General features: G+C 66.0%; 17 protein-coding genes. 10 read left to right on the top strand and 7 right to left on the bottom strand.

Annotation, left to right across the window (positions count from 1 at the left end; all coding sequences use genetic code 11):
* Positions 1-45: 45 nt before the first annotated feature.
* Positions 46-1,272 carry a cardiolipin synthase B gene (locus Sj15T_RS16905; protein WP_013039243.1) on the bottom strand — a complete coding sequence of 409 codons (1,227 nt, stop codon included), beginning with the start codon at positions 1,270-1,272 and terminating at the stop codon, positions 46-48.
* Positions 1,273-1,391: 119 nt separating this feature from the next.
* Here Sj15T_RS16905 and rpoZ point away from each other — a divergent pair, with 119 nt between their 5' ends.
* Complete coding sequence (rpoZ, locus tag Sj15T_RS16900) at positions 1,392-1,736, top strand: DNA-directed RNA polymerase subunit omega (RefSeq protein ID WP_007688625.1); 345 nt, start codon at positions 1,392-1,394, stop codon at positions 1,734-1,736.
* 257 nt (positions 1,737-1,993) lie between these two features.
* Here rpoZ and Sj15T_RS16895 read toward each other — a convergent pair whose 3' ends face one another.
* Positions 1,994-2,587 carry a nitroreductase family protein gene (locus Sj15T_RS16895; RefSeq protein WP_013039242.1) on the bottom strand — a complete coding sequence of 198 codons (594 nt, stop codon included), beginning with the start codon at positions 2,585-2,587 and terminating at the stop codon, positions 1,994-1,996.
* A gap of 378 nt (positions 2,588-2,965) precedes the next feature.
* Here Sj15T_RS16895 and Sj15T_RS16890 point away from each other — a divergent pair, with 378 nt between their 5' ends.
* Positions 2,966-6,283, top strand: a complete 3,318-nt coding sequence (locus tag Sj15T_RS16890; protein WP_013039241.1) for a glycosyltransferase — start codon at positions 2,966-2,968, stop codon at positions 6,281-6,283.
* A gap of 41 nt (positions 6,284-6,324) precedes the next feature.
* Positions 6,325-6,807: a PDZ domain-containing protein gene (locus tag Sj15T_RS16885; protein WP_338756158.1), complete on the top strand. Its 483-nt coding sequence runs from the start codon at positions 6,325-6,327 to the stop codon at positions 6,805-6,807.
* Here the strand turns inward: Sj15T_RS16885 and Sj15T_RS16880 are convergent.
* Positions 6,779-7,543, bottom strand: a complete 765-nt coding sequence (locus tag Sj15T_RS16880) for an IS6-like element IS6100 family transposase (protein ID WP_001389365.1) — start codon at positions 7,541-7,543, stop codon at positions 6,779-6,781. The two genes, Sj15T_RS16885 and Sj15T_RS16880, sit on opposite strands and share 29 nt — an antisense overlap.
* A 48-nt stretch (positions 7,544-7,591) precedes the next feature.
* Here Sj15T_RS16880 and Sj15T_RS16875 point away from each other — a divergent pair, with 48 nt between their 5' ends.
* The gene (locus Sj15T_RS16875; protein ID WP_020820348.1) at positions 7,592-7,906 is read left to right on the top strand and encodes a hypothetical protein; all 315 of its coding nucleotides are present in this window, start codon (positions 7,592-7,594) and stop codon (positions 7,904-7,906) included.
* Between the two features lie 85 nt (positions 7,907-7,991).
* Positions 7,992-8,882, top strand: coding sequence for a haloalkane dehalogenase (linB, locus tag Sj15T_RS16870; protein ID WP_338756157.1), 891 nt, complete (start codon positions 7,992-7,994; stop codon positions 8,880-8,882).
* Positions 8,883-9,098: 216 nt separating this feature from the next.
* Here the strand turns inward: linB and Sj15T_RS16865 are convergent, their stop codons facing one another.
* Positions 9,099-9,863: an IS6-like element IS6100 family transposase gene (locus tag Sj15T_RS16865; RefSeq protein ID WP_001389365.1), complete on the bottom strand. Its 765-nt coding sequence runs from the start codon at positions 9,861-9,863 to the stop codon at positions 9,099-9,101.
* 109 nt (positions 9,864-9,972) lie between these two features.
* Between Sj15T_RS16865 and Sj15T_RS16860 the strand changes: the two genes are divergently transcribed.
* The 3 genes from Sj15T_RS16860 to Sj15T_RS16850 all read left to right on the top strand — a co-directional run bounded on the left by Sj15T_RS16860 (position 9,973) and on the right by Sj15T_RS16850 (position 13,499).
* On the top strand, positions 9,973-10,659 hold the full coding sequence (locus tag Sj15T_RS16860; RefSeq protein ID WP_013039239.1) for a response regulator transcription factor: 687 nt from the start codon (positions 9,973-9,975) through the stop codon (positions 10,657-10,659).
* Between the two features lie 120 nt (positions 10,660-10,779).
* Positions 10,780-12,201 carry a HAMP domain-containing sensor histidine kinase gene (locus Sj15T_RS16855; protein ID WP_013039238.1) on the top strand — a complete coding sequence of 474 codons (1,422 nt, stop codon included), beginning with the start codon at positions 10,780-10,782 and terminating at the stop codon, positions 12,199-12,201.
* 308 nt (positions 12,202-12,509) lie between these two features.
* Positions 12,510-13,499 carry a LacI family DNA-binding transcriptional regulator gene (locus Sj15T_RS16850; protein ID WP_041385693.1) on the top strand — a complete coding sequence of 330 codons (990 nt, stop codon included), beginning with the start codon at positions 12,510-12,512 and terminating at the stop codon, positions 13,497-13,499.
* An 87-nt stretch (positions 13,500-13,586) separates the two neighbouring features.
* On the opposite strand, the gene Sj15T_RS16845 is transcribed toward Sj15T_RS16850, so the two are convergent.
* Both Sj15T_RS16845 and Sj15T_RS16840 read right to left on the bottom strand, forming a co-directional pair.
* Complete coding sequence (locus Sj15T_RS16845) at positions 13,587-15,533, bottom strand: glycosyltransferase (RefSeq protein WP_013039236.1); 1,947 nt, start codon at positions 15,531-15,533, stop codon at positions 13,587-13,589.
* Between the two features lie 7 nt (positions 15,534-15,540).
* Positions 15,541-16,764, bottom strand: a complete 1,224-nt coding sequence (locus Sj15T_RS16840) for an HlyD family secretion protein (RefSeq protein WP_013039235.1) — start codon at positions 16,762-16,764, stop codon at positions 15,541-15,543.
* Positions 16,765-16,950: 186 nt separating this feature from the next.
* Between Sj15T_RS16840 and Sj15T_RS16835 the strand changes: the two genes are divergently transcribed.
* Entirely contained in the window at positions 16,951-19,290 is a 2,340-nt protein-coding gene (locus Sj15T_RS16835; RefSeq protein ID WP_013039234.1) for a heavy metal translocating P-type ATPase, read from the top strand.
* Between the two features lie 141 nt (positions 19,291-19,431).
* Positions 19,432-19,812, top strand: a complete 381-nt coding sequence (locus tag Sj15T_RS16830) for a c-type cytochrome (protein WP_013039233.1) — start codon at positions 19,432-19,434, stop codon at positions 19,810-19,812.
* Positions 19,813-19,826: 14 nt separating this feature from the next.
* On the opposite strand, the gene Sj15T_RS16825 is transcribed toward Sj15T_RS16830, so the two are convergent.
* Positions 19,827-22,361 (bottom strand): cation-translocating P-type ATPase, encoded by a 2,535-nt coding sequence (locus Sj15T_RS16825; protein ID WP_013039232.1) that lies wholly within the window; start codon positions 22,359-22,361, stop codon positions 19,827-19,829.
* Positions 22,362-22,550: the final 189 nt, after the last annotated feature.

The raw sequence follows: 22,550 nt of genomic DNA, 5'->3' as shown, positions 1-22,550 counted from the left end.
GCGCGCTTCCGGGGCGGGGGGAACCGCAACGGCTCTGTCCCCGCCCTAATCGGCATCCGGGTCGCGGAAATTGAGCCGGCGGGTCACGGTGTAATCCAGCACGCCCACCAGGAAATAGCTGATCCACTGCTTGACCAGCGTCGGCAGGCTGCGCTGGGCGCGGTGCGTTTCCAGCGTGACCTGGCGGCTTTGCGCGACCCGCCGGTCGATCAGGGCGCGCATCGCCTGGGCAAAACCGGGATCTTCGACGCGCAGCATGATCTCCAGGTTCAGGAACAGGCTGCGCATGTCGAAATTGGCCGATCCGACATAGACCGCATCGTCCACCACGATCAGCTTCATGTGCAGCTTGCAGGGCTGATATTCCCAGATTTCCACGCCGCGCTTGAGCAGCGGGCCGTAGAGCAGGCGCGCCGCCGCGACGGTGGCGCCATTGTCGGACCTGGAGGGCAGGACGAGGCGCGATCCCTTCCGCCGCGCCGCCCGGGCGATGCGCTTCAACATGCCGCGGCCCGGCGAGAAATAGGCCTCCACCATGTCGAGCCGCCGCGCCCGTTCCAGATCGTGCTTCACAAGCTGCGCCCAGGGGCTGAGCCGCCGGGTGGGGCCGCCGATCACCCAGCGGATCGGATCGCCTGCCTTCGGATGGAGGGGGCTGTGCCAGTTGCGCACCATGCGGCGCAGCGTGCGGAAACGCTGCCCGCGGGTCGAGACCCAGCGCCAGAGTTGGCCGTACCAGCTCGTCATCGCCTGCACCTGCGGCCCTTCGACCAGCAGGCCCAGATCGTGCCAGCAATCCTCCTCCGGAATGCCGAAATAGCCGTCCTCGACATTGAAGCCGCCCATCAGCAGCCGCCGGTCGTCGGCGATCGCCAGCTTCTGGTGGTTGCGGATCAGGTAGCGCATCGAGCGGCGCGCGCCGAAGCGGCCGAAATGCCCGCCCGCCGCCAGCAGCGGATCGAAGAAGGCAAGCGGCGTCGATCCCGATCCGAAGGCGTCGATCATCAGCGTGACCGCAACGCCGCGCCCCCGCGCCGCGATCAGCCGGTCGAGGACGAGTTGCCCGCTGCCGTCCGCGGCGAAGATGTAATAATAGAGCTTGAGGCTTTCCTGCGCGCCGTCGATCAGGTCCACCAGCGCCTGGCGCAGCGCCGGTCCGGTCTCTATCACGCGCAGGCGGTCGCCATGCAGCGACAGGCCGATCTGCCCCTCGCCCTGCCCCTCACCTGGCCCCTCGCCTGGCCCCGGCTCTGCCTGCTGGATGCTCGCCATGCTCCGTTCATGCCCTCATTCGGGGCGGCTTGCCACAGTTTATGGGCTTTTCATTGACTCTTAAGACCTGCGCTGTTAGGCGCGCCTTTCACGATTTCTCTTGGTTCAGGAGCGCCCGTTTGGCCCGCGTTACCGTCGAAGATTGCGTCGACAAGGTTACCAACCGTTTTGACCTCGTCCTGCTTGCCGCGCAGCGCGCCCGCGAGATTTCCGGCGGCGCCGAGCTGACGCTGGATCGCGACCGCGACAAAAACCCGGTCGTCGCCCTGCGCGAGATCGCGGAGGAGACCGTCCTGCCGGTGGATCTGCACGATTCGCTCGTCGCCTCGCTGCAGAAGGTGCAGATCGACGACGACGACACGCCGGACGAAATCGGTTCGATCGCCCAGTCGGCGGAGGCCCTGCGCCTGACCGCCGCCGCCCCGCCGCGCAACCAGAATATCGGCGGCGATTACGACGGCTGATCCGCTTACCAGTTTGGAGAGGGAATGAGGCTCGGCCTGCGCAAGCGGGACCGGGCCTCACCATTTTTGGGGTTGGTTTGAGGCTGGCAGTCGATCATTGGGATCGACATTCAGTTCAGGGCGAGCCGAAGGCCCCGCCAGTAATGATGCAAGGCCGTGTTCCTGCGCAGGCAGGAACCCAGGCCTGAGGTTGGAACCGCGCTCCCGCCTTCGCAGGAGCGCGGCGCACACATAAATTCAGGCGCGCCCTTCCCGCCTTATGCGGGGAAATTGCCCGCCGTGACGAATTCCGCAATGTCCTTGCGGCCGCTCGGCGCCTCGCGCTCCTGGAGCGCTTCGGGAAGGATCGCCTTGTCGGCGATGCGGCCGATGGCGACGGCGGCCTCGATCCGGAAGCGATCCGGCACGCCCAGTTCCGCCCGCGCCTTGTCGAAATCGACGCCCGTCATCGCATGGCTGTGATAGCCCATCCGGGTCGCCTGCAACGCCAGCAGCGCCCAGGCCGCGCCGGCATCGAAGCTGTGGCTGTGCGAGGGCTTGAAATCTTCCGATCCCGGCGCGGCGATCAGCGTGTCGGACAGGATGAACAGCAGCGCCGAGGCATTCTGCACCCATGCCTGGTTGAAAGGCATCAGCAGCCCCAGGAAGCGGCCCCAGTCGGCGCTGTCGCGGGTGGCGTAGAGCAGGCGCCAGGGCTGATAGTTGAAGGCGGAGGGCGCCCAGCGCGCCGCGTCGAAGATCGTGTCCAGATCCTCCTGCGGGATCGCGGAGGAATCGAAGGCGCGCGGCGACCAGCGATCGAGGAAAAGCGGTTCGACGGCGCGCGTCACGGCACGGGGACTGGCTGACATGGAAACTCCCTGAAAATCATGGAACGTGCGGACGATGGCGGCGATATCGGATGTCGGGCGATGAAGGGCAAGACCGCCCGCGCATTTTCGGCGTGGAGTATGAACTGCCGCGGTTGGTTTGGGGGGGTTTAAGACATCAAGCCCCTCCCCTTCAGGGGAGGGGTTGGGGTGGGGGCGTGCCTTTACAGGACAGTTTTCGGGTGGGGCACGCCCCCACCCCTCGGTCCCCTCCCCTGAAGGGGAGGGGAAGCATTGACGTCCGCTCCCGCCCAATTCCCCGCGTTCGAATATATGACCGATATTTCATGAACGGCTCATCGGCTCGGCAGGGCGCGGCGGGTAAAGGCTGCCCTGCGAAACAGGGCGACAGCGCGAACCATGATCAGACCGATCTTCTTCGATCCTACCGGCCGCAGGGGGCTTTGGGCGCGGCGGCTGCTGGCGGGCGCGTTGCTGCTGATCCTGCTGGCCGCCATCGCCTTCGCCACCACCCTGGTCGCCGTCCCATCGGAGGGCGACCTTGCCCTGCCGCTGCCCCAGCCGCATGCCGCCCGGCTGTCGGGCATATCCTCGCTGCGCCGGGGCATCGCCAGATGGCTGCCGCGTTGGGGCGGGCATCGCGCGCAGGCCCGGCCGCTGAACGTCGGCTTCTACATGCCGGGCGATGAAAGCAGCATCGCCTCCCTGCGCCGCCATGTCGGGCAGTTGGACTGGGTGGTGCCGGCGCTGATCAGCGTGCCCGGCGCCGGCAAGCCGATCCATGTCGCGGCCGACGCGGCGTTCGACCGCATGATCGCCGCCATGCCCCGCCCGCCCAGGGTGCTGCCCATGGTGCAGAATATCGGCAGCGAAAGCTGGGACGGCGCGGGCGCGGCGCGGCTGCTGCGCGATGCCGTCGCGTCGCGGGCGCTGGCCCGTCAGCTAGGCGGCTATGTCGCCCGCCGCCATGAGGCGGGGCTGGTCATGGACTTCGAATCGCTGCCGGACAGCGCCATGCCCGGCTATCTGCGCTTCCTGCGCATGTTGCGCGTCGCCCTGCCGCAGGGCGCGAAGATCGCGCTGACCGTGCCCGCGGGGGAGCAAGGCTGGCCGCTGGCCCGCTTCGCCGCCGTGGCGGACCGGGTGATCCTGATGGATTACGACCAGCATTGGCAGAGCGGTCAGCCCGGCCCCATCGCCGCGCAGGGCTGGTTCGCCCGGCAGGCGGAGGCAGCGCTGCGCGCCATCGGCGCTGACAGGATCCTCGTCGCGCTCGGCAGCTATGCCTATGACTGGCATGGCGGGACCGCCGACGCCCTGTCGCTGGACGAGGCCTGGCTCGCCGCGCATGACAGCGCCGCCCGCCCGCTCTACGACGCGGCGAGCGGCAATGCGGGCTTCGCCTATGATGAGGCGGGGGTGCGCCACCAGATCTGGATGCTGGACGCCGCCGCGAGCTGGAACGAGTTGCTGGTGCTGAAGCGGCTCGGCATCCGGAGCGTCGCGCTGTGGCGGCTGGGCAGCGAAGACCCCGGCTTCTGGGCGGACCTGACCGCATGGCGCACCGGCGGCCGGCCGAAGCTGGGCACGATGGCGAGCACGCTCAACACCGATGTCGAGGGTTCGGGCGAAATCCTGCGCATCACCGCCACGCCCGCGCAGGGCCATCGCGCCATCGCCTTCGGGCCGCAGGGGACCATCGAACAGGAAAGCTATGGCGCGCTGCCCACGCCCTATCAGGTGGAGCGCGCAGGCGGGCAGGACCGCAGGATGCTGGCCCTGACCTTCGACGACGGGCCGGATGCGGAATGGACGCCGAAGATATTGAACGTGCTGGAGAGCACGCGCACGCCTGCCACCTTCTTCGTCATCGGCGAAAACGCGCTGGAGCATCCGGGGCTGCTGCAACGGATCGTCGCGGATGGGGACGAGATCGGCAACCACACCTACGACCATCCGAACCTCGCCACCTGGTCGGAGGAGCCGACCCGGTTGCAGCTCAACGCCACGCAGCGGCTGGTGCAGGCCTATACCGGGCGCGGCATGCGGCTGTTCCGCGCCCCCTATTTCGGCGATGCGGAGCCGACCACGGCGGACGAGCTAGGCCCCGCGCTGGCGGCGCAGAAGCTGGGCTATACGGTGGTCGGCCTGCATGTCGACCCCAATGACTGGCAGCGCCCCGGCGCCGACGCCATCGTGCGGCAGGTGATCGACCAGGTCCATGCGGCCAGCGACGACCGCTCCGAAAACATCATCCTGCTGCATGACGGCGGGGGCGAGCGGTCGCAGACGGTGGCCGCGCTGCCCCGCATCATCGCGCAGTTGCGGGCGGAGGGCTATCGCTTCGTGCCGGTATCGCAGCTTGCCGGGATTCCGGCGAAGGCGGCCATGCCGCCGGTCGAGGCCGGCGACCTGCTGGCGGTGCGGGTCGACGTCGCCGCCTTCGTGGCGCTGGCGACGCTGTCCGCGCTGCTGGGGTGGATTTTCTACGTCGCCATCTCGCTGGGGCTGGCGCGGGCGGTGCTGATGACCTTCCTCGCCTGGTTCCAGGCGCGGCGCGGCCGCCCCGCGCCGCCGGACCATCAGCCGACCGTATCCGTCATCATCCCCGCCTATAATGAAGCGCGAGTCATCGAATCCTCGGTTCGCCGGGTGCTGGCCAGCCAATATCCGGGCCTGCAACTGATCGTCGCGGACGACGGGTCAAGGGACGCCACCAGCGCCATCGTCGCGCAGGCCTTCGCCGACGATCCCCGCGTGACGCTGCTGACGCTGCCGAACGGCGGCAAGGCGGCGGCGCTGAACCGGGCGCTGGCGCAGGCGACCGGAGAGATCGTCATCGCGCTGGACGCCGACACCCAGTTCGAGCCGCAGACGATCGCCCGGCTCGCCCGCTGGTTCGCCGATCCCGCGCTGGGCGCGGTCGCGGGCGATGCGCGGGTGGGCAATCGCGTCAACCTGGTCACCCGCTGGCAGGCGGTGGAATATATCACCGCGCAGAATCTGGAGCGCCGGGCGCTGGCCGGGTTCGATGCCATGACCGTGGTGCCCGGCGCGGTCGGCGCGTGGCGGCGGGCGGCGCTGGACGCGGTGGGCGGCTATCCCGAAGATACGCTGGCGGAGGACCAGGACCTGACCATCGCGATCCAGCGGGCGGGCTGGCGCGTCACCTTCGATCCCGAAGCCGTCGCCTGGACCGAGGCGCCGGAGAGCTTCCGGGCGCTCGCCCGGCAGCGCTATCGCTGGGCGTTCGGCACGCTGCAATGCCTGTGGAAGCATCGCCGCATCCTGCGCGAACGGCGGCCCACCGGACTGGCGCTGGTCGGCCTGCCGCAGGCCTGGCTGTTCCAGATCATGTTCGCCGCCATCTCCCCGCTGATCGACCTGGCCCTTGTCGCCTCGATCCTGGGCACCATCGTCCGGGTGAACCAGCATGGCTGGGCGCAGACCAGCGGCGACGTCTGGACCATGGGGCTGTACTGGCTGGCCTTCACCGCCATCGACATGCTGTGCGGCTGGGCCGCCTATGCGCTCGACAATCGCGGCATGCGCTATCCGCCGCATCTGCTGGTGGCGCAGCGCTTCGTCTATCGCCAGATCATGTATGGGGTCGTGGTGCGCGCCATCGCGTCGGCCATTGGCGGCTGGGTCGTGGGCTGGGGCAAGCTGAAGCGGACGGGGCGGGTCGCCGTCCATGAAGGCCCGGCCGCGGCATGAACCGCGGCATGAACAAAGCGTAACATGACATGGCGGCTCCCATGGATCATCCTTCCGCCCATGAAAGCAGGCGCATGGACAGGCAGAGGCTGAGCAACGCGGCATCGGGCGTCCTTCTGGCGACGCTGGCGCTCTGCGCGCTGGTCATGAGCGGCGCCTTCTTCCTGCACGTCCGCCATGCCGGCGACGACCGGATGGAGGCGGCCGCCGCGCAGGCCCGCGCCTTGCCCGGCATCACCCTCAGCAACGGCGTGCCGGACGGATCTGGGCTGGTCGTCACCAGCATGGAGACGGACGGCCAGGCGTCGCGGCTGGGCATCCGCGTCGGCGACGGCGTGGTCAGCCTGGACGGCATGCCGATCCGCTCGCTGGATCAGGCCAGCGCCTATCTGCTACGCCATGGCCGATCCAGGATAGCGCTGGGCCTGAAGCATGCGCGCCGGCTCTGTTGCAAAGATTGGCGGCAGTCAGAGGTAGGCTGTCGCTCTGCGCCGATCAGGCGGCTGCTGCGAAATGGTGGTTGAGCATGCCCATGGCCTCCGTCAGCGCCGAGGGCCCAATGCCAAAAGCTCTCTCCACAAGGCGCACCTCGCCCCTGATGCCGGGCTGCAGGCACCAGGGGCGAGCCTGTCCTTTGCGCAGGGCTCGCATGACTTCGAATCCCTTGATCGTGGCATAGGCCGTGGGGATCGATTTGAAACCGCGCACCGGCTTGATCAGTATCTTGAGCTTTCCGTGATCGGCCTCGATCACGTTATTGAGATACTTCACCTGCCGGTGGGCCGTCTCCCGGTCCAGCTTTCCTTCGCGCTTCAATTCGGTGATCGCTGCACCATAGCTCGGCGCTTTGTCGGTATTGAGCGTGGCAGGCTTTTCCCAGTGCTTCAGGCCTCGCAGGGCCTTGCCCAGGAACCGCTTCGCTGCCTTGGCGCTGCGGGTCGGCGACAGGTAGAAATCGATCGTGTCGCCCCGCTTGTCGACTGCCCGGTACAGGTAGGTCCACTTGCCCCGCACCTTGACGTAGGTTTCATCCAGGCGCCAGCTCGGATCAAAGCCACGCCGCCAGAACCAGCGCAGCCGCTTCTCCATCTCCGGGGCGTAGCACTGGACCCAGCGATAGATCGTCGTATGGTCGACCGAAATGCCGCGTTCCGCCAGCATTTCCTCAAGGTCGCGATAGCTGATCGGATAGCGACAATACCAGCGCACCGCCCACAGGATCACATCACCCTGGAAATGGCGCCACTTGAAATCCGTCATCGTTCCGTCCGTCCAATCTCCGCCAAGCATGCTCAAGCTTCACGATTTTTGCAACAGAGCCTCCGCGAGATCGTCGAGAGCGGCAACGACGGGCCGGTCCTGATGATGAATTTGAACCGCTACACGCAGGAAGCGGCGGTGGGCGCGCGGATCCTGTGGTGCACGCCCGTGTTTGGCCAGGCCGTGGGCACTCAACATATCGATGAGATTCTCGCGGTCTGGTATCCGACTCACAAAACCTTCCTCGATCTTTCGGATGCGCCCGGGGCTAAGGAAAGCTACCGCCTGAGAGGCGCCTGCGTGGCCTACGCCGTCATCCATCGATGCTCCGGCAGCAACTCTCCGCTCGACGGCAATGGCTAGAACGATTCCTCGATTGACATGATATTCATCATGCGATATGCATCGCCGACCGGGCAGACCAGAAAATCGCTCAAGGAGAATATCGATGAGCCTCGGCGCAAAGCCATTTGGCGAGAAGAAATTCATTGAGATCAAGGGCCGGCGCATGGCCTATATCGATGAAGGGACCGGCGATCCGATCCTCTTCCAGCACGGCAATCCGACGTCGTCCTATCTGTGGCGCAATATCATGCCGCATTGCGCCGGGCTGGGACGGCTGATCGCCTGTGACCTGATCGGCATGGGCGATTCGGACAAGCTCGATCCGTCGGGGCCCGAGCGTTATGCCTATGCCGAGCATCGTGACTATCTCGACGCGCTGTGGGAGGCGCTCGATCTCGGGGACAGGGTTGTTCTGGTCGTGCATGACTGGGGGTCCGCCCTCGGCTTCGACTGGGCCCGCCGCCACCGCGAGCGTGTACAGGGGATTGCCTATATGGAAGCGCTCGCCATGCCGATCGAATGGGCGGATTTTCCCGAACAGGATCGCGATCTGTTTCAGGCCTTTCGCTCGCAGGCGGGCGAAGAATTGGTGTTGCAGGACAATGTTTTTGTCGAACAAGTTCTCCCCGGATTGATCCTGCGCCCCTTAAGCGAAGCGGAGATGGCCGCCTATCGCGAGCCCTTCCTCGCCGCCGGCGAAGCCCGTCGACCGACCCTGTCTTGGCCTCGCCAAATCCCGATCGCAGGCACCCCGGCCGACGTGGTCGCGATCGTCCGGGACTATGCCGGCTGGCTCAGCGAAAGCCCGATTCCGAAACTCTTCATCAACGCCGAGCCGGGAGCCCTGACCACGGGCCGAATGCGCGACTTCTGCCGCACATGGCCAAACCAGACCGAAATCACGGTCGCAGGCGCCCATTTCATCCAGGAGGACAGTCCGGACGAGATTGGCGCGGCGATTGCGGCGTTTGTCCGGCGATTGCGCCCAGCATAATCCGGAACCGGCTCATTTTCTAAGATCCGAACAAACCACAGACGCGGCGACGCCGATCACCCGCGCAGGACAATAGGAGAGACCGACATGAGCGACGACATTTTTCACACTGAAGATAGCGTGGTCGAGGCCGGGCTGAAGCGTTTTGCCGCCGATCAGCCGGGCTCTGTTGCAAAGATTGGCGGCAGTCAGAGGTAGGCTGTCGCTCTGCGCCGATCAGGCGGCTGCTGCGAAATGGTGGTTGAGCATGCCCATGGCCTCCGTCAGCGCCGAGGGCCCAATGCCAAAAGCTCTCTCCACAAGGCGCACCTCGCCCCTGATGCCGGGCTGCAGGCACCAGGGGCGAGCCTGTCCTTTGCGCAGGGCTCGCATGACTTCGAATCCCTTGATCGTGGCATAGGCCGTGGGGATCGATTTGAAACCGCGCACCGGCTTGATCAGTATCTTGAGCTTTCCGTGATCGGCCTCGATCACGTTATTGAGATACTTCACCTGCCGGTGGGCCGTCTCCCGGTCCAGCTTTCCTTCGCGCTTCAATTCGGTGATCGCTGCACCATAGCTCGGCGCTTTGTCGGTATTGAGCGTGGCAGGCTTTTCCCAGTGCTTCAGGCCTCGCAGGGCCTTGCCCAGGAACCGCTTCGCTGCCTTGGCGCTGCGGGTCGGCGACAGGTAGAAATCGATCGTGTCGCCCCGCTTGTCGACTGCCCGGTACAGGTAGGTCCACTTGCCCCGCACCTTGACGTAGGTTTCATCCAGGCGCCAGCTCGGATCAAAGCCACGCCGCCAGAACCAGCGCAGCCGCTTCTCCATCTCCGGGGCGTAGCACTGGACCCAGCGATAGATCGTCGTATGGTCGACCGAAATGCCGCGTTCCGCCAGCATTTCCTCAAGGTCGCGATAGCTGATCGGATAGCGACAATACCAGCGCACCGCCCACAGGATCACATCACCCTGGAAATGGCGCCACTTGAAATCCGTCATCGTTCCGTCCGTCCAATCTCCGCCAAGCATGCTCAAGCTTCACGATTTTTGCAACAGAGCCTGCGCGCCGGATGCGGGTGGTGATGCTGGACCGGCCGGGAGGAAAGAGATGAGCCACAAGATCTTGGTGGTGGAGGACGATGCGGCGACCGCCGCCTATGTCGCCAAGGGCATGGGCGAGGCGGGCTTCACCGTCGACCGGGCGGACAATGGCCGCGACGGCCTGTTCCTGGCGAGCGACGGCAGCTATGGCGCGATCATCCTGGACCGGATGATGCCGGCGATGGACGGCATGGCGATGCTGAAGGCCCTGCGCGCGGCGGAGATCGAAACGCCGGTCATCATCCTTTCCGCGCTGGGCACGCCGGAGGACCGTGTGGAGGGGCTGACCAGCGGCGCGGACGATTATCTGGCCAAGCCCTTCGCCTTCGCCGAGCTGATGGCCCGCGTCCAGTTGCTGCTGCGCCGGGGCGGGGGCGGCGGCGGGGTCGTCACCCATTTGCGGCACGCGGACCTGGAGATGGACCTGCTTTCCCGCCGGGTGAAGCGGGGATCACGCTCCGTCGACCTGCAACCGCGCGAGTTCCGCCTGCTGGAATATTTCCTGCGCCATCCAGACCAGGTGGTGACGCGAACCATGCTGCTGGAAGGCGTCTGGGACTATCATTTCGATCCCGGCACCAACGTCATCGACGTGCATGTCAGCCGCCTGCGCCGCAAGCTGGACGATGGCGGCGACAGGCCCCTGCTGCATACCGTGCGCGGCATGGGCTATCGGCTGGGGCCGGAGAGTTAGCGGCGTGCGGGAGGGCTCCACCGTCACCCCGGACTTGATCCGGGGTCCCGCTTTCTTTCGAGGTGCCCGCCTGGAAAAGGCAGCGGGACCCCGGGTCAAGCCCGGGGTGACGAAAGGGAAATGAAGGCAAACCGCCCAAAAAAAGGCCCATTAGCGATCCGCAAGACCCTCCCCTCCCGCCGCTGGTTCGGCTTTGCCCGTTCGACCATCGGGCGCTTCGTCGGCCTCGCCTTCCTCTGCCAGTTCCTGGTGACGGGCGGCGTGTTGCTGTTCGTGCAGCAGGCCAGCCAGCGCACCGTCGTCGCCGCCGACCGGCAGGCGGTGGAGGATGCCCGCGACGACCTGCTCGCGCTTCACCGCAGCGGCGGGACGGCCGCCCTGCGCGCCGAGATCGCCCGACGATTCCGCGCCATAGAGGGGGAACGCGCCGTGTTGCTGCTGACCGACGCGGCCGGGCGGCCGATCAGCGGCAATCTGGGCGCCTGGCCCGCCGGGCTGCGCGCCGACGGGCGCTGGCAGATCATGTCGCTCTACCGCACGGGCCGGGACGCGCCGGAGCCGATGGGCGTCATTCCCGTGAAGCTGGGGGACGGCGGGCAATTGCTGACCGGCATGGTGGTTTCCAACAGCCTGCAACTCACCCGCATCTATGAGGAAGCGCTGACCGTCGCCTTCGTCATGAGCCTGGTGCTGGCGCTGGGCATCGCGATCATGCTGGGCCGCATATTGGCGCGGCAGGTGTCGGACATCGCGGCGACCGCCAATGACGTCGCCGTCGGCGCGCTCGACCGGCGGGTGCCGACCGACGGCAGCGGCGACGCCTTCGACCGGCTCGGCCAGTCGATCAACGCCATGCTGGAACGGATCGATGCGCTGGTGACGCAGCTTCGCATGATGACCGACGGCCTTGCCCACGACCTGAAATCCCCGGTGACGCGCCTCATTTCCGTGGTCGAGCAGGCCAGCGCCCAGACGCGGGACGACACCGCGCTGGATGCGCTGGAAAAGGTGCATCATGAAGCGCAGACGCTGCGTTCCATGCTGACCACCGCGCTGCTCATCAGCCGGACCGAGGCAGGCTTCGGCGGCGACCGGCGGCGCGATACCCAGGTCGCGGAACTGCTGCGCGACGTGGAAGAGATCTACGGCCCGCTGGTGGAGGATAGCGGCTTTGCGCTGGCCGTTTCCGCGCCTGACGCGCTGGTCTTTCCGCTCCATCGCGAATTGGTGAGCCAGTCGCTCGCCAATCTGGTCGAAAACGCGCTCTATTATGCGGAGGGCGGCGACCGCATCGAATTGAGCGCGGCGATCGAGAATGGCGACCTGCTGATCGCCGTGGCCGACAATGGCCCGGGCATCCCGGCGGAGAGCCGTCCTGCCGCCCTGAGGCGCTTCGGTCGGCTCGACCCGGCGCGGGGCAGGCCGGGATCGGGGCTGGGCCTGTCGCTGGAGGAGGCGGTGGCGCGGCTGCATCATGGCGGAGTGGCGCTGGCGGACAACGGCCCCGGCCTGAAAGTGCTGCTGACGCTGCGCCGATCCTGAAAAAAGCGCATCCCGGGCAACGACCTGAAGCGTGCAGTTCATCCGACCGCCGCCCGGGATGACAGCCGTTGTCCTGCTTGGAGAGTATGACAACGTTGTCTTGTTGCTCTAGCCCAGCGCCGATGGCCGATCAAGAAGATTTTTCACGGCGATGGGCATCGATCTGCCGATTGGAGCGCCATGGTTGCGATTCCGGCACGACCATGATGGCTTTGCCTGTCGATTGTCCGGGTAAACGTTGTTTCCTCGCTCCGCCTTCCATGGCAAGACCGGCTTATGACCGCTCCTCCTTCCGACCGGCATCGCTGATGCCCAGCATCCACGACGTCGCGGCCCTGGCCCGCGTATCGATCAAGACCGTGTCCCGCGTGGTCAACAAGGCGCCCAATGTCAGCGAGGAGCTGCGCGAACGGGTGACGGCGGCGATCCGCCAGCTTGGATACCGGCCCAACCAGTCGGCGCGGCGGCTGGCTGGGGGCCGGTCCTTCATGATCGCCTTCCTCTACAACAACCCCGCGCCTTCCTATAATGGCGGCATCCAGTCGGGCGCGGCGAACCGATGCCGGGATCTGGGCTATCACCTGGTGGTGGAGCCGATGCCGCTGGCGGGGGAGGAACGCTTCGCCATTCTCGACCGCCTGGTCGCGGCGCTGCGGCCCGACGGGGTCTTCCTGGTGCCGCCGCTGTCCGACGACGCGCAATTGCTCCAGCGCCTGTCCGAACTGAAGCTGCCCTGCGCCCGCATCGCCGGATCGGTGATGGCGGAGAGCTTCAACATCCCGACGCCGGAACGGGCGGCGGGGCGGATGGTCGCGGATCATCTGATCGGTCTTGGCCATCGCCGCATCGGCGTGATCACCCCGCCCGCCAGCCACAAGGCGGCGATGCAGCGCGTCGAGGGCTTTCGCGACGGCATGATCGCGGCGAGCCTGCTCCTGGAGGAGGGGCTGTTCGTCGAAGGGGCCTTCGATTTCGAGTCGGGCATAAAGGCCGGCGAGCATTTGCTGACCCGGGGCCAGCGCCCCACCGCGATCTTCGCGACCAATGACGACATGGCGCTCGGCGCGCTGACGGTGGCGCACCGGCTGAAGCTGCGCGTGCCGGAGGATCTGTCGGTGGTCGGCTTCGACGACACGCCCGCCGGCCTTACGGCCTGGCCGCCCCTCACCACCGTCAGCCAGCCGCTGGAGGCGATGGGCAGCGCCGTGATCGACGCGCTGGCGGGGGGCGCGGCCGACACGCCGCACTTCAGCTTCAGGCTGGTGCAGCGGGACAGTTCCGGACCGGCGCCGGCATGACGCATGGCGCGACGGGAGATGGGGCAATAATATCGGTGGCCATGCTGGCGCCGATTGTCGCCGCATCCGATCAGTCGCCGCATCCGATCAGTTCAGCGCCAGCCCCCTGATCAGCGCCAGGACGCTGCCCAGCGTGGACACGTCGGGCGTGCGCATGCGGTCGCCGGCAAACTGGAAATGTGTAAGCGCAACCTGCTGCTGGGGCGAAAGGAGGATCTTTGCCCCGACGACGCGATCCGTGATCCGCGCGATGATCGCCGGAACCTCCCCCAATTCCCTGATGGAAATCGTGCCCCTGTCGCCTATGCGCCAACCGCCTTCATTGGCAAAGGCCACGCCGCTGGAGGAAATGTCGAGCAGCCGGACCGGGGTGGCGCTGTCCCCTGCGTTGAAAAGCGCCGTTCCGCTGATGGGGGCGCGTTCTTCCGCCCTTCGGGGTTTTTCGATGCAGACGATGATCGCGATGATGCAGACAAGGACGTTGTATATGCTCCAGAACGCCACGACGTCTTTCTGTTCGGAGAAGAAGGTGGGCGCCAGCGGCGAGCCATAGCTGAACAGCATCCCGCCCGCCGTCAGCAGCAGGACGACCGCAAAGCGCGAAAGCAATTTCCAGTGGATCACCGTCCGGGAACGGTCGCCGCCCTTGTTGGTCACCTTGAACGGACGTTCCCCGGGGAACAGCAAGGTGTGGCAGGATGCCGCCACAATCTCTGGCGCGACCAGCAACTGGGACGTGTCCGTCAACAGCGGCAGGATGCGGCCGTTGGAATACCAGCTGATGGCGAAGGCTTCCACCAGGATCCTGGGCAGCAGGAAAGTCGCAAGCTCGCCGATCGGCGCGTCCATGACGGTAAGGCCCGTCAACCAATAGAGGATCGGCACCAGCAGACAGGCGAGGCGAAAGGGAAAGCTGCCCATCCAATAGAGCAGGGTTTCCATCAGGCTCATCCTGTCGATCCAGTTCAGCCCCTTGCGCGAAAACAGGCCGTCGGCGCTGCGCATGATCTGCATCGCGCCGATGCACCAGCGGATGCGCTGGGTGCAATATTCGCCGATTCCCTCCGGCGCGAGGCCAAGGCTGAGCTTTTCGTTCAGATAGGCGGTGACGAAGCCATGCTCCTTCATGCGGATCGACAGCAGCATGTCTTCGGTAATGCTGTCGGTAGGGAAGCCGCCAATCCGGGCAAGCGCGCCGGTGCGGACGACCGACGATGTCCCACAGGAAAAAGCCGTGCCCCATCCGTCCTTGGCGGGCAGCAAAGTGTCGAAGAAGAATCGCTGCTCGTCGGGCAGGTCCAGATGCCCCTTGATCCTGTGCTGCAATGGATCGGGGTTGAAGAAGTGCTGCGGCGTCTGCACCACCCCCACGGCGGGATCCTGGAATAGCGCCAGGCAATGGGACATGAAATTGGGCAGCGCGACGAAATCCGCATCCAATATGGCGACGAAATCCGGCATTTCGCCGCGCGCCGCCAGGGTCGTCATGCCCGCATTCATATTGCCGGCCTTGGCATGAACATTGTCCGGGCGCGTCAGCCATTCCACCTGGCGGCGGCGGCACAACGCCTCCACCTCCGGCCGGCGGCCATCGTCCAGCAGGTAGACCTTCGCCGGATAATTCTGGTTGAGCGCGCCGGTGATCGTGCGGTCGAGAATGCCTATATCTTCATTATAGGTGCAGATGAAGATCGCCGCGCTGGGCCTGTTGGCGTGCAGCCAGCGTATGTTGCTGCTGACGTCCTTCAGGCGGTCGCGCCTTCGCGTCAGCACGACCAGGACCAGCACCCCGCCCAGCGTGGAGCAGACCTCCAGCATGAAGAAGCCGGCGGAAAGCAGCGCGGAAACCGGCCTGTCCAGATCGAGCGTGGCGAGCAGGCGCCATATCATGTAGATCAGGATCGATCCGATCGCGGCGCCGCTGACGATCAGCCGATGCAGGCGGTTGGCTGGGTCGAGTTGCGGAAACACCAGCAGGCAAAGGCCCAGGGTGGCGAGGCCCCAGAAATAGGAGGGAATCTCGACGATGTTCATGGCCGCGTTACAGCACCACCCGGCCCGCCGTGCCGACCGGGCACTGCTTCCGGCCTTGCGCATCCAGCATGATCCGCGCGCCGATCAGATATTCGCCCGCGGCAGGATTGGGAATGTGGCTGGTGACGCGGAGCTGGGAAGGATCGCCCACCCCCATGTTGACGATGGCGCCTGGCCAGCGATCGCCGTTCGAAAATGCGACGAACGTCACGGGCGCGCCGATGTTGAGCTTGCTGTAGGCGCTGCGGCCAACGGTGAAATAGGCGAAGAAGGACGAACAGTCCGCGAGCATGTAGATCGGATCGCCTTCACGCAGCGATTCCCCGGGGGCAGCGACCTTCGCCCACACCCGCCCGTTGACGCTCGCCTGCAACGGAAGCTGCAACCGCCGCATGGCGCCGGCCTTGCCGCCGTCGCTCAGCTTTTGCGCGTTGGCGAGCGCTGCGGCGAGATTCTCCCTCTCGCCCCGCAGTTCGCTCATGGCAAGGTTGAGATCGCTCAGGCGCTGGGTCGAATATTGGACGTTGCTGTAGCCGTTGTTGAGGAACAGGCCTCGACCCGCGGCGCGCGCCTCGATCAGGTTTGTGCGTCGGCGCGCCATCGCCGCATTCTGCTCTCCCAGGGCGGCGCGCTGATCCTGTTCTGCCCTTTGAAGTCCGGCCGCGCTGATAAAGCCCCGCTCGGCAAGAGACCGGGCGCGTTCCAACTGCTTCTGCGCAAAGGCCAGCCGCGCTTGCGCGGCGGACAGTTGGGCGGAGCTTTCGTCCGCGACGGCATCCATCTGCACCAGCTTTTCAGACCGATAGATGCCCGATTCACTGCGGATGCGGGCGGCGTCCGCCGCAAGAGCGGCCATTCGGCCGTCGATGCTGACCAGTTTCGTGCGGATCTGATCCACATCTTCCGATCCGGCGCGGACAGCCGCCGACAGGCCGACCGGAGCGGCAAAGCTTCCCAGCAGCTGGTTCCGCGTCACGCGGTCCCCGACATTCGCGCCAAGCCGGTCGACTTCGCCAGAGATCGGAGCCCTGACGACACCTATATCTGCCACCAAAGTGGTATTGTAACCGGCTGTGAAGACAAAGCTGCGCACCAGCACGGCGAAGGCCATCACCAACAGAACGCCGCCGACCAGCATCCTGCGCGGCAGACGGAACCATTGTCGCTTCGGGCTTTGTGGTAGCTGCAGTTCCTGTGCATCATCGGTTGAAAATTTTGCTTCTACGCTCATTTCGCCCTCGACCTTTTCGGCGAATCATACGCAGATATGGTTAAGGAAAATTGGAGGCCGACATCGGCGGCAACAGCGACGCTATGGAGGGCGACGCCCTGTCCATTCAGGGGCTGAACTGGCGGAGGGAGGGTTCATAACCGCAAATAAAACGGTGGAAATCCATGCCTCCACAGGAGCTGCTCGATGACGCATGAACATCACCATCATCATGATCAGGCGGATGTTTCCGGCGGGCCTCAGGCCAGGGATCCGGTCTGCGGGATGTCGGTCGATCCCGTGAAGACGCCGCATCATGCGGATCATGCCGGAATGACCTATCATTTCTGCAGCGCGGGCTGCCGGTCCAAGTTCGTATCCGACCCCGAACGCTATCTCGGTCCCCCTGCCCCGCAGGCCGATGTTCCGGCGGGGACGATCTGGACCTGTCCGATGCATCCGGAGGTCCGTCAGGATCGTCCGGGCGCCTGCCCGATCTGCGGCATGGCGCTGGAGCCCGCCACGGTCACCGCCGAAAGCGGGCCAAGTCCCGAACTGCGCGACATGTCCCGCCGTTTCTGGATCGGACTTGCGCTGGCCCTGCCGGTGTTCCTGCTGGAGATGGGCGGACATGTCTTCCCTGCTCTCCACCATCTGGTGCCGATGAAGGTCTCGACCTGGATTCAACTGCTGCTGGCGACGCCGGTGGTGCTGTGGGCGGGCTGGCCCTTCTTCGAGCGCGGCTGGGCGTCGCTCAGGAGCCGCAACCTCAACATGTTCACGCTGATCGCGATGGGCACCGGAGTCGCCTGGGCCTACAGCATGGTCGCGGCGCTTGCGCCGGGCGTCTTCCCGCCCGCCTTCCGGGGAGCGGACGGCAGCGTCGCCATCTATTTCGAGGCGGCGGCGGTGATCACGGTGCTGGTCCTGCTGGGGCAGGTGCTGGAGCTTCGCGCGCGGGAGCGCACCTCCGGCGCGATCAAGGCGCTGCTCAACCTTGCGCCCAAGACCGCGCGCCGGATCGGGCCGGACGGCACCGACGAAGAGATCGGACTGGATCTGGTCGCCGCCGGAGACCGATTGCGCGTCCGCCCCGGCGAGAAGGTGCCGGTCGATGCCGTCGTCGCCGACGGCCGTTCCTCGCTCGACGAGTCGATGGTGACGGGAGAATCCATGCCGGTCACCAAGGCGGCGGGCGACAAGGTGATCGGCGGCACGCTCAACCAGACCGGCGCTCTCGTCATCGTCGCCGAGAAGGTCGGGCGCGATACGATGCTGGCGCGCATCGTCCAGATGGTGGCCGAGGCCCAGCGGTCGCGCGCGCCGATCCAGCGCATGGCCGACCAGGTCTCCGGCTGGTTCGTGCCGGTCGTGATCGGCATCGCCATGCTCGCCTTCATCGGCTGGGGCATATGGGGGCCGGAGCCGCGCTTCGCCTATGGCCTGGTCGCGGCCGTCGCGGTGCTGATCATCGCCTGCCCCTGCGCCCTGGGTCTGGCGACGCCCATGTCGATCATGGTCGGCGTCGGGCGCGGCGCGGGGCTCGGCGTGCTGATCAAGAATGCCGAGGCGCTGGAGCATATGGAGAAGGTCGACACGCTGGTCGTCGACAAGACCGGCACCCTCACCGAAGGGCGTCCCGCCGTGACCGGGATCGTGCCCGCAACCGGCTTCGATGATGGGGAAGTCCTGCGGCTGGCGGCGGCGGTGGAGCGCGCATCGGAACATCCGCTGGCCCTCGCCATCGTCGAGGCCGCCAGGGCGCGGCAACTCGATCTGCCTGAGGTCGCCGACTTCGACTCGCCCACCGGACGAGGCGCGCTTGGTACCGTCGACGGCAAGCGGATCGTGTTGGGGAATGCGGCGTTCCTCAAGGATCAGGGCGTCGACCCCTCCGAACTGAGCGCGCAGGCGGATGACCTTCGCCGCACGGGCGCTACAGCTATCTTCATCGGCGTCGACGGCAAAGTCGCGGGCGCCTTCGCAATCGCCGATCCGGTCAAGGAAACGACGCCGCAGGCGCTTGCGGCCCTGCGGCAGGAAGGCATCCGGGTCGTCATGCTGACGGGCGACAACCGGACGACGGCCGAGGCGGTCGCGGCGAAACTGGGGATCGAAGAGGTCGAGGCCGAAGTCCTGCCCGACCAGAAGAGCGCGGTCGTCGCGAAGTTCAAGAAGGAAGGCCGGATCGTGGCGATGGCCGGGGACGGCGTCAACGACGCCCCGGCACTGGCCGCCGCCGATGTGGGCATCGCCATGGGTTCAGGCACCGATGTGGCGATAGAAAGCGCGGGCGTCACCCTGCTCAAGGGCGACCTTAACGGCATCGTCCGGGCGCGGCGCCTGTCGCAGGCGACCATGTCCAACATCCGCCAAAATCTGGTGTTCGCCTTCATCTACAATGCGGCGGGGATACCGGTCGCGGCCGGCCTGCTCTACCCGATCTTCGGCATCCTGCTGTCCCCGATGATCGCCGCCGCCGCGATGGCGCTGTCCTCCGTCAGCGTGGTCGCCAACGCGCTCCGGCTCAACCGGCAGCCGCTGTGAACGCCCACCGCCCTAGTTCGAGGGCGGAAGCATCTCGGCCTCGCGCAGGGTCGGCAAGCCCGTGGCGCTCAAGGCTTGACGGGATTGGACAGCAGCAGGCTTCGGATTTATTCAGACCTCCTGTCATCGGGGTAAAGAGCCATGTGGAAGGTCGCCATCGCAATCAGCCTCGCGCTGACGAGTGTCGCAACCATGGCCGCGGCCGGGAATGCTGGAGATGTATCCCGAGGGCGTGAACTGGCCGAGCGGCGTTGCGCGAGTTGCCATGCCATCGGCGAGGCCGGCAACAGCCCCGACCCGCTCGCGCCGCCCTTCCGGAATCTTTATCGACAATATCCGGTCGATGCTTTGCGGCCGGCATTGCTCAAGGGGCTGGAGGTCGGTCACCGGAATATGCCCCGTTTTGTCCTGTCAGCCCAGGAAGTGACGGACATCATCGCATTCCTCCATGACCTCGACCCATGCGGCAAGCCGTCGTCGGATGACGAAGCCATGGCGAGATGTTTCGCGCCCGCAGAATGAGGGAGAGCGAAGGATCAGGGGCTGATATTTTTCTGCCAGCCTTTCATGCCTTCGCACAGCAAGAGCAGCAGGACAGGCAGCAAGATCAGGAACAGCAAATCTGCTGGATCTGGCTGGGAGAAGTGGAGCAGGCGGCGCAGCGGCTCCAGGGTTAGGATCAATCCGCACGCTGCCAGCACGGCAGCCGCCATGTAGCGCAGCGACGCATTGTTACGCCAGAGCGCACGGGTCAGCGACGTGCTGAAGGATCGGTTCACCAGCACCAGCGCCATGATGGAAGCAACCAGCCCGAAGAACAGGACGGTCCTCACTCGATCGGGTGCAAAGCCCCAATATGTCATGGCGATGTGAAGCCCCAGCAGCAGCGCGAAGGCGATGCCGCCGTAAAGAACGCTTGGGACGATGAGGTCCATGGAAAAGAGGCGTTTGGCGGGATTGCGCGGAGGTCGTCGCATGATGTGTTGTTCTGCGCGCTCGGCTTCGAAGACGAGCGCGCAGACAGGATCGATGATCATTTCGAGCAGGGCGATCTGGATCGGACCCAGCACCAGCGGCAGGCCCAGCAGCAGCGGGGAAAGGGCAAGCCCCGCAATCGGGACATGCACGGCGAAGATGAAGCCGATGGCCTTGCGGATATTGTCGTAGATGCGGCGGCCAAGGCGGATGGCGACGACGATGGCGCCGAAATCATCCTCCACCAGGACGATGGCTGCTGCCTCGCGCGCCACATCCGTGCCGCGCTTGCCCATGGCGATGCCGATATGCGCCGCCTTGAGCGCAGGCGCATCGTTCACCCCGTCGCCGGTCATCGCGACGACCTCTCCCGCGGCCTTGAGCGCGGAGACGATGCGCAGCTTCTGTTCGGGCATGATGCGGGCGAAAATGGTCATTTCCTTCGCCTGCTCGGCCAGTTCGGTATCCGATAGCGCGCTGACCTGATCGCCGGTCATGACTCCGTCCGAAGCGATTCCCGCCTGCGCCGCGATCGCCTGGGCCGTGGCGGGATAGTCGCCGGTGATCATCACCACCCGGACACCAGCGGCGGCGCATTGCGCTATCGCTTCGGGAACCCCCGCCCGCAGCGGATCGGACAGGCCGACCAGCCCGAGCAGCGAAAAGTCATGCGCTTCATGCCCCTTGTCCCGATCCTCCGGCGCGATCGTCGCGCTGGCCACCCCCAGCACGCGAATGCCCCGGGCCGCCATGGCGCGAACGGCCTGATCAAGCGCCTGATACGCTGCGGCATCCAGCCGGCAAAGTCGGGCTATGGCTTCCGGCGCGCCCTTGGCGGCTACGGTCAGCGTTCCTTCCGCGCCTGTCCGCCACAGATTGGACATAGCCAGCAGATCGGGCCGAAGCCCATTGGTGTGAACCAGTTGCCATCCTTCCCGCATCGGAACGCGGGCATCCCTCGCGGCACTGTGGAAGGCAACCTCCATCGGATCGACCGGCACCGGGGCGCTGGCCAGCGCCGCAGTTTCGATCAGGGCATGGAATTCGGGCAAGACCAATCCGTCGCTCAGCGGCACCGTTTCCCCTGACGGGAGCCACAGTTCCGTGACTGTCATGCGGTTCTGCGTCAGCGTCCCGGTCTTGTCAGTGCATAGCGCCGTCGCGGCGCCCAGAGCCTCGACGGCGGACGCGCGGCGCGTGAGCACGCCCACCTGCGCGATGCGCCACGCGCCCATGGCGAGGAAGATGGTGAGGACCACGGGGAATTCTTCGGGCAGCAAGGACATGGCTGTCGCGATCCCGGCAAGCAGCGCAGCCATCCAGTCGCCGCGCAAGCCGCCATAGAGAAGGACCACCAGCAGCGCGACAGCCACGCCGCCGATGGCGCAAAGGCCGACAATCCGCGCGGTTTCCTTCTGGAGATGCGGGACTTCCGTTTCCAACGTCTCCAGAAACCGTCCGACCTGACCGATGCGGCTGCGCAGGCCAGTGGCGCTCACCCGCGCAATGCCGCGCCCATGCGTGATGACGGCGCCCGAAAAAAGATAAGGCGTATCGTCGCCGCCCGGTTCGGCCCGATCCGGTTCGCCGGTTCGGGCGGCACGCTTGCGAACCGGAACCGCCTCCCCGGTCAGCAGCGATTCGTCCGCCTCCATCTCCTGCGCCTCGATCACCAGCGCATCAGCCGCGACGCGATCACCCGCTTCCAGCACCAGCATATCGCCATGCACGACCTCAGGGCCGGGGACGCGCACCGTTTCGTTATCGCGGATGACCAGCGCGCGCGGTGCCGACAGGTCGCGAAGCGCCTCCAGCGTGCGCTCCGTCCGCGCTTCCTGGACGATGGTGATAAGGATGGACAGACCCGCAAAGCCGAGCAGGACCGACGCTTCCGTCCTGTCACCAAGCAGCAGATAGATGATCCCGGCTGCCAGCAGCATGGCGAACATGGGTTCGCGCAGCACTTCCGCCGCGATCCGCAGCGGCGTCCTCCGGTTCGGGCGGGGCAGCTCGTTGGGACCATCCTCGGCCAGCCGCTCCCGCGCCTGCGAAGCGGAGAGACCGGCATGATCAAGCTGCTTCCCTACCCTCACCACGCCTTTTCTCCCCGGCAAAACGACCGGCAGGCAGCGTCAGGCGCCGGCCTGTCAACCGGCGGAAGATCGATATGTCCCCGGTTGCCGTCCATCCGGATATCTACGGACTGTTCCGGCCGTGATATCATCCATGGGTCAAGAAGGGGCGGCAAGACCATCGTCATCGGCTGGAGACAAGGCGGTTTCCGG

Source organism: Sphingobium sp. TA15 (assembly GCF_037101235.1).
GTDB classification, from domain to species: domain Bacteria; phylum Pseudomonadota; class Alphaproteobacteria; order Sphingomonadales; family Sphingomonadaceae; genus Sphingobium; species Sphingobium indicum.
The sequence above is the reverse complement of the archived record's forward strand: the minus strand, read 5'-3'. Positions and strand labels throughout refer to the sequence as shown.